The sequence below is a fragment of the Bacillus cereus group sp. TH152-1LC genome, from assembly GCF_027710505.1.
In the GTDB taxonomy this organism is placed as follows: Bacteria; Bacillota; Bacilli; order Bacillales; family Bacillaceae_G; genus Bacillus_A; species Bacillus_A mobilis.
Map to the genome: position 1 here is coordinate 20,528 of NZ_JAQFNK010000038.1, position 8,018 is coordinate 28,545.

An 8,018-nucleotide genomic window follows, 5' to 3' on the forward strand; every position below is an offset into this window, starting at 1 on the left:
AACTAGATTCAATAAAAAGCGTAGGTGGCTCTTTCCAAAGAGCCGCGTAGGCTATAAACCAATAAAAAATGAAAAGCTAACTGCTCGTAGAAAGTTGGCTAATTAAAAGAAAGCTAGGAGGGAACCCGATGAATAAAGGGCGCGTTACGCAAATCATGGGTCCGGTTGTAGACGTTAAGTTTGATGGCGGAAAGCTACCAGAAATCTACAACGCCCTTACGGTAAAACAAAGCAACGAAAACGGAACAAGCATTAACTTAACATTTGAAGTTGCACTTCATTTAGGTGATGATACAGTTCGTACAGTTGCAATGTCTTCCACAGACGGACTTGTTCGTGGTACAGAAGTAGAAGATACTGGTAAAGCAATCTCTGTACCAGTTGGTGATGCAACACTTGGTCGCGTATTTAACGTATTAGGTGATGCAATTGACTTAGATGGTGAGGTTCCTGCCGACGTACGTCGTGATCCAATTCACCGTCAAGCACCTGCATTCGAAGAACTATCTACTAAAGTAGAAATTCTTGAAACTGGTATTAAAGTAGTAGACTTACTTGCTCCTTACATTAAGGGTGGTAAGATCGGTCTATTCGGTGGTGCCGGTGTAGGTAAAACTGTATTAATTCAGGAATTAATTAATAACATCGCACAAGAACACGGTGGTATCTCTGTATTCGCTGGTGTAGGTGAGCGTACTCGTGAGGGTAACGATTTATACCACGAAATGAGCGATTCTGGCGTAATTAAGAAAACTGCGATGGTATTCGGACAAATGAATGAGCCACCTGGAGCACGTCAACGTGTTGCATTAACAGGTTTAACAATGGCTGAACATTTCCGTGATGAGCAAGGACAAGACGTACTTCTGTTCATCGATAATATCTTCCGTTTCACGCAAGCAGGTTCTGAAGTATCTGCCCTTCTTGGTCGTATGCCATCTGCGGTAGGTTACCAACCGACACTTGCAACAGAAATGGGTCAATTACAAGAGCGTATTACATCTACAAATAAAGGATCTATCACGTCTATCCAAGCGGTATATGTACCAGCCGATGACTATACGGATCCAGCACCAGCTACAACGTTCGCTCACTTAGATGCAACAACAAACTTAGAGCGTCGTTTAACACAAATGGGTATTTACCCAGCCGTAGATCCATTAGCATCTACATCTCGTGCACTTTCTCCAGAAATCGTAGGAGAAGAGCATTATGAAGTAGCTCGTCAAGTACAGCAAACTTTACAGCGTTATAAAGAGCTTCAAGATATCATCGCTATCTTAGGTATGGATGAGTTATCTGAAGAAGATAAGTTAGTTGTACATCGTGCTCGTCGTATTCAATTCTTCTTATCTCAAAACTTCCACGTAGCTGAGCAGTTTACAGGTCAAAAAGGTTCTTACGTACCTGTAAAAAATACAGTTAGCGGATTTAAAGAAATTCTAGAAGGAAAATATGATGACCTTCCAGAAGATGCATTCCGCCTTGTTGGTGGCATTGAAGAAGTTATTGAAAACGCGAAGAAAATGATGGCGTAAGGCCTTAGGAGGGACGAATTATGAAGACATTTCCAGTCAGTATTGTAACTCCTGATGGACCGGTTTACGAAAAAGAAGTAGAAATGGTAAGTGTAAAAGCAGAGAGTGGGGAAATGGGGATCTTACCAGGTCACATTCCAACTGTTGCACCGTTAAAAATTAGTGCAGTTCGTCTGAAACATGGTGGACACACTGATTATGTAGCAGTAAGCGGTGGCTTTATCGAAGTTCGTCCAGATAAAGTAACTGTATTATCATCATCTGCTGAAGAAGCAAACCATATCGATATCCATCGTGCAAATGAATCGAAGCGTCGCGCTGAGCAACGTATGCAAGATAAACAAGCACATGTTGACTTTAGACGTGCAGAAATGGCATTACAACGTGCCGTGAACCGTTTAAACGTTTCTGATATGAAATAAAAAATCCGTAAAGGCTTTGCCTTTACGGATTTTTTTGTGTAGTTTATGGATAATTTTACAAAAATGGTATAATTATATTGATGCTTGTATAAGTAGAGAATGTACAACGATTTATCCCGCGTTAACGGACAGTAAAACTCCCACCTCAAAATTCAGTTGGAGCAAAGAAGTTAGGTGGGAGATCAACTGTCCGTTAACGTCCGATTGGTTCAACTAATAATCAGTGGGGGATGAACAAAACCCCCACTGATTAAAGTTTCACTTTATAAAGGAGCTGAATAAATGATTGGTGAAATGAAACGAGAAGCGTTGCACTCTTTAAAGGGAAATTGGGGACTAGGTGTTGGATCAACAATTTTATATTTTATTTTAAGTTACGTTGTTTCGATGGCTGCAATGCTTATACTTTTAATTCCAGGAGTTATTATATTTTTACTATTTGTTGGTTTCACAGGTTCACTTGAAGAGCAAACAATATCAATTGGAGCAGGTATTACATTTGGAATTTTTTATTGCATTATGATAATTTTAAGTAACGCATCGTATGGAATTACATCATACGGTTATACAAATGTATTTTTACAGATTAGTAAACGAGAAAGTGCTAAAGTAGATCACTTATTCGAAGGATTTCGTGGCTTTAAAAGAATGATGAAAACGATGTGGGCAATGCTTGCGATTTTGTTATATACAGGCACATGGATTCCAATGTTGCTAGTAGCCGTATTCGCATTTTTTGGTGAAGAAGGAAATACGTCGTTTACTATCGCTTTCTTTGTACTATTAGCTATTTCAATCGTTGGTATGATTGTGATGTACTTTTCTTATGCGCTGACGTACTATGTTATGGTTGAAAATCCAGAGTATAGTGTGTCACAGGCAATGAAAGAAAGTAAGCATCTTATGAAGGGGCACAAATTGGATTTGTTTCTGTTGTGGCTGAGTTTTATAGGTTGGGCAATGTTAGCGATTCTTACACTTGGAATAGGTTTTCTTTGGCTTAGCCCGTATATGAGTACAACGACAGCGCATTTTTATCGCCATCTTTCAAAAGATGAATTGGAGTAGGAACATGCTATACTAATAGGGTTATTATGTATAGGAGGACGATTATGATTAGTGATTTAAAAGGAGAAGCGCTAGATTCATTAGAAGGGAAATGGGGATTAGCTGTCGGTGCAACATTACTGATTTCTATTCTTATTTCAGCTTTTAGTTTTAGTATTAATTTCATTTTCTCTCAGGTTTGGGATTGGAAAGAAGTAAATAGCTCGCTTTCAGTAGATGTTATTTCAATATTGATGGTAGGCCCATTAACGCTAGGTGGTTATTATTTAGCACTGCATATCATTCGTGAAAAGGAAGCGCGTATTGGACATATATTCAGATGGTTTACAGAAGGAAGTAAGTTTATCAAGTCATTTTTATTATATATAGTAGTGAACATTTATATTTTCTCATGGTTTTTACTATTTATTATTCCAGGCATTATTAAATCATTTTCTTATGCGATGACGTACTTTATTATAAACGATCACCCTGAGTATTCTATAAATCAAGCTATTACAGAAAGCCGTCGTATGATGGATGGACATAAGATGGAGTATTTCATTTTATGTTTAAGTTTTATCGGTTGGTTTATATTAAGTTGTATTACGTTAGGAATTGGATTCCTATGGCTAATTCCATATTTTTATACGACGTCAGCAGCTTTTTATGAAGAAATTGCAGAGGAATATTACGAGAAAAAAATTCCGACACTATAAAAACACCCAGTATGAGCTATTGGTTCATACTGGGTGTTTTTTGTAGGAATTTTATAAATTGATGACTCGTAAGTGGTTTACTGAAATAGTAGCCTTGCATATATTTACAGTTGTTTTTTTGTAGAAATTTAAGTTGTTTTTCTGTTTCAATTCCTTCAGCAACGACAGAAAGATTTAAAGTATTTGCAAGGGAAAGGATAGTAGAAACGATGGCTCTTTCCTCAGGTCGATGATCGGCGAGTTGTGTAAATTCTCTCGGTACTTTTAATGTATCGATAGGGAAAATTGATAAATAAGCGAGAGAAGAATATCCGGTACCGAAGTCATCAATGGATGTTTGAATACCATATTCTTTTAATTGTTTTAGTCTTGATAATGTTTCTTTTTCATCGATCATCGCAATTCGTTCTGTTAACTCAAGTGTTACATATTTGGGATCGACGTTAAGGTCTGTTAGTATTTGTGAAATATGTTTGATTAAATGATCTTGTTGGAACTCCTTTGCTGATAAGTTCACACTTATTTTTAAATTTTGGTAGCCAAAAGTATGCCATATTTTTAATTGGCGACAAGATTCTTTTAATACCCAATGACCGAGTGGAATAACTTGTGGAGTCTCCTCTACAATTGGAATGAACTCACATGGCGGAATGTCACCTAGGAGCGGGTGTTTCCAGCGTATTAATGCTTCAGCTCCAATAATTTTTTTCGTCGTAATATCAATTTGCGGTTGATAGACGAGATAAAATTCCTCATTTACTAAAGCGAGTGGTAAATCTTTTTCAATTCGAGCTTTTCGTTCCATTTTTTTATACAATTCTTTCGTGTACAGAGAGCTACCGTTTTTCCCTTTGTTTTTTGCTTCGTACATGGCCATATCGGCATGCTGCAAGATTGATAATGGATCTTCACCTGCTTCAGGATATATTGCAATCCCGATGCTTGGTGAGATTTTTAAATGTTGATTTTCAATTTCGAATGGTTCGTTCATGTCTGCTACAATTGCATCAGCTATTTTTTTTACATCGGGTCTTTTTTTATAATTCTCAATAAGGATTGTGAATTCATCCCCGGCTAATCGGGCGAGCTTCATATTTGGTGTTGCTATTCTTTCAAGCCTTTTTGCTACTGCAATTAATAGAAGGTCTCCAACCCTATGACCGAGGGTGTCATTAATAACCTTAAAGCGGTCTAGGTCAAGAAACATAACAGCAAAAGGCCTTTTTGATATTTCGGATCGAGCAATTGCTTGTTCTACATATTGATGAAATGCACGGCGATTTGCAAGCTCTGTTAAAGTATCATGGTATGCTAGAAAATTAATTTGTTCTTGTTGTTGTTTGCTTTCCGTAATATCTTTAATCATTAAATAAACCCCAGAAATATGATTTTTTAAAAAGATAGGAACGGCTGTAACGTGCAAGTAGTAGATATCTCTATTTTTATGATATGCCCGTATTTCTAAAGAAATAGATTTCCCCTTTTTTACGCGATGAAAGGCATTAATGATTTCTTCCAAATCTTCTTCATACATAAGTGAATAGTAAGGTTGATTTAATAATTCATTCGTTTGATAGCCGAGTAAAGTAGTACCAGCATTGTTCACATTGAGAAAATTACCGTACAAATCTAATGTGAAGATTGGATCTGGATGGTGCTCGTATAAAGATTTAAACATTTGTTGGTTATGGTATAGTTCATTTTTTTGTTCCACTAAATCTTCTGTACGTAATTCAATTTGCTTTTCGAGTTCGGAGTTGAATTGCATTTGAGCTAGTAATAATATTTTATTTTGTTTTCGAACTAAACTATGGCGTATAAGAACGAAGGAGAAAGTTATCATAAGCCCGATTACTACAATAGGTGCAAAAACGTATTCAACTAATATAAAAACAATAAGCATGACTACAGAAATATAAGGTAATGACAATCTGATCGATTCCCCAAGTTTAGGTGTTAATAGTACTTGCTCTTGTCTTTCAGGTTCTTTTGTATGCAGAATACAGGCGATTGCTACTAGTACTAAAGTTACTTGATAGAGAGGAGTAACTGTAAACATGGAATACTCGGGTGTGAAGTATTTGATATAAGCATAAATAGCATCTGTAGTAGCATATAAAATTAAAGCACTGCCAAGAAGCGCACCAACTTTTTTTGATAATAAGGATAATGGCTTGAATAACAAATTGATTCCTATGAGAAAAAAGAGCAAATCGGCCATTGGATAGGTAAGTTGAACAAATATGTCGATATAGGATGTTGAAGAAACGTGAATGGTGCGTTCAATAAGTAAGTAGTAACTTAAAGTGAATTGTGCTGTAACAATAATACAAATATCACATATCATAAAAAGCTTTTCTAATAAATCGCGGTTATAGATGATTTCATATAGAAAGGCAAATGCAAAGCTAATTAAAAAAAGTAGATAAAAAAAATCGGACGCATCAACGAATGTATAGTAGTCCTTTAAAATTAAACGTTGATAGGCAACGACGATATCACCAATGAAATAAGAGAGAGTTCCAACAGATAAAATGGTCCAAAATAAATGAGGTAATCCTTCTTTTTTATTTGAAAAATAAAGTATATAACTACAAGCGATAATATCAATGAATAAGGTACTCATTCCAATTAAAATTTGAAAAGGAAATGAGTATTCATATAGAAAAGGCATTGCTACGTAATGAATCGCTACAGATAACAATATAATGCTTATAAGAATACTTACATGTGTTTGTTTCTTCATTTATCTCACCCACGGTATATACATATAAATTCCTCTTTTTCTTTTTTATTATTTCTTGAAAAATATATATAATTTCTATACTTATTTTGCACAGGTATAGCGAGTTATAAAAATAGATTTTAATAATTCTCGTTTCTGTCCCCAACATATCGACATAGGAATTTGAAGTTTGTTATAATGATTAAAATAGTTGCATTATTTAGAAAAATTTAAAAATAATAATTACTGCAACTAGGACATATTGTTTACTAAGTGAACTTGTTCTTAATTCAGGGGGGAGGGTTTCACAATGGCAAGTGTATATGAAAATAGTTATATGATCGTTTTGATTTTCTTGCTATTAGGTATATTGCTGCCGGTAGTGGCTCTTACATTAGGAAGGATGCTGCGTCCAAACAAACCAAGTGCAGCGAAAGCGACGACGTATGAGAGTGGGATTGAGCCTTTTCATGATGCGAATATTCGGTTTCATGCTCGTTATTATATTTTTGCTTTATTGTTTGTCATCTTTGATGTAGAAACTTTATTTTTATATCCATGGGCTGTTGCATATGACAAGCTCGGTTTATTTGCACTGATTGAAATGCTCATCTTTGTTGTAATGTTGCTAGTTGGATTAGCGTATGCTTGGAAAAAGAAGGTGTTACAATGGTTATAAATTTTGAGGAATTACATCCAAATGAACGTGCTGAATTAGAACGAAATATCTTTTTTTCTACATTGGAGCAATTGAAAGGATGGGCACGGAGCAATTCTTTATGGCCGATGACATTCGGACTAGCATGCTGTGCAATTGAAATGATGGGAGTAGGTTCATCACATTATGATTTAGACCGATTTGGGTCATTTTTTCGGACTTCACCAAGGCAATCGGACGTTATGATTGTGTCGGGAACGGTAACGAAGAAGATGGCTCCTATTGTTCGGCGTTTATATGATCAAATGCCTGAACCAAAATGGGTTATTGCAATGGGATCTTGTGCGACAGCAGGTGGTCCGTATGTAAATTCATACGCTGTTGTGAAAGGTGTAGATCAAATCGTACCAGTTGACGTGTATATTCCTGGCTGCCCACCAAATCCTGCTGCCTTAATTTATGGAATTAATAAATTGAAAGAAAAAATTCGTTACGAGGCAAAGACGGGAAAGCAGGTGACGAATAAATGAGTGATCCAAACAAAGACTTAGAGGATTTGAAAAAAGAAGCGGCTAGGCGTGCGAAAGAAGAGGCAAGAAAGCGTCTTGTTGCGAAACATGATGCGGATATAAGTAAACTTGAGGAAGAAAATCGAGAAAAAGAGAAAGCGCTACCAAAAGATAGTGAAATGACTTTGGAAGACGCAAAACGGCGCGCAGCCGCGGCCGCGAAAGCAAAAGCAGCGGCATTAGCGAAGCAAAAGAGAGAAGGAAGCGAAGAAGTAACGGAAGAAGAAAAGGCCAAAGCGAAAGTGAAGGCAGCCGCCGTGGCAAAAGCAAAAGCAGCGGCATTAGCGAAGCAAAAGAGAGAAGGAAGCGAAGAAGTAACGGAAGAAGAAAAGGCCAAAGC

7 protein-coding genes and 1 pseudogene are annotated in these 8,018 nt (G+C 36.6%); 7 read left to right on the plus strand and 1 reads right to left on the minus strand.

Features of this window, described 5'->3' with window-relative positions; translation table 11 throughout:
* Positions 1-128 precede the first annotated feature (128 nt).
* The 4 genes from atpD (at position 129) to PDL00_RS33180 (ending at position 3,726) form a co-directional block, all read left to right on the plus strand.
* Positions 129-1,538 (plus strand): F0F1 ATP synthase subunit beta, encoded by a 1,410-nt coding sequence (atpD, locus tag PDL00_RS33165; RefSeq protein WP_001032603.1) that lies wholly within the window; start codon positions 129-131, stop codon positions 1,536-1,538.
* A gap of 20 nt (positions 1,539-1,558) precedes the next feature.
* The gene (gene atpC / locus PDL00_RS33170; protein WP_000847207.1) at positions 1,559-1,960 is read left to right on the plus strand and encodes a F0F1 ATP synthase subunit epsilon; all 402 of its coding nucleotides are present in this window, start codon (positions 1,559-1,561) and stop codon (positions 1,958-1,960) included.
* A 282-nt stretch (positions 1,961-2,242) separates the two neighbouring features.
* On the plus strand, positions 2,243-3,028 hold the full coding sequence (locus tag PDL00_RS33175) for a DUF975 family protein (RefSeq protein ID WP_242257360.1): 786 nt from the start codon (positions 2,243-2,245) through the stop codon (positions 3,026-3,028).
* Between the two features lie 44 nt (positions 3,029-3,072).
* Positions 3,073-3,726 (plus strand): DUF975 family protein, encoded by a 654-nt coding sequence (locus PDL00_RS33180; protein WP_270733708.1) that lies wholly within the window; start codon positions 3,073-3,075, stop codon positions 3,724-3,726.
* Between the two features lie 16 nt (positions 3,727-3,742).
* Here the strand turns inward: PDL00_RS33180 and PDL00_RS33185 are convergent, their stop codons facing one another.
* Positions 3,743-6,472, minus strand: a complete 2,730-nt coding sequence (locus PDL00_RS33185) for a putative bifunctional diguanylate cyclase/phosphodiesterase (RefSeq protein ID WP_270733710.1) — start codon at positions 6,470-6,472, stop codon at positions 3,743-3,745.
* A 289-nt stretch (positions 6,473-6,761) separates the two neighbouring features.
* Here PDL00_RS33185 and nuoA point away from each other — a divergent pair, with 289 nt between their 5' ends.
* The 3 genes and pseudogenes from nuoA to PDL00_RS33200 form a co-directional block, all read left to right on the plus strand.
* Complete coding sequence (gene nuoA, locus PDL00_RS33190; protein ID WP_000179273.1) at positions 6,762-7,130, plus strand: NADH-quinone oxidoreductase subunit NuoA; 369 nt, start codon at positions 6,762-6,764, stop codon at positions 7,128-7,130.
* Positions 7,121-7,639: an NADH-quinone oxidoreductase subunit NuoB gene (gene nuoB, locus PDL00_RS33195; RefSeq protein ID WP_000236331.1), complete on the plus strand. Its 519-nt coding sequence runs from the start codon at positions 7,121-7,123 to the stop codon at positions 7,637-7,639. Before nuoA ends, nuoB begins: the two co-directional genes overlap by 10 nt.
* Positions 7,636-8,018, plus strand: a pseudogene (locus PDL00_RS33200) (NADH-quinone oxidoreductase subunit C); the annotation flags it as partial. The gene nuoB and the pseudogene PDL00_RS33200, both read left to right, overlap by 4 nt.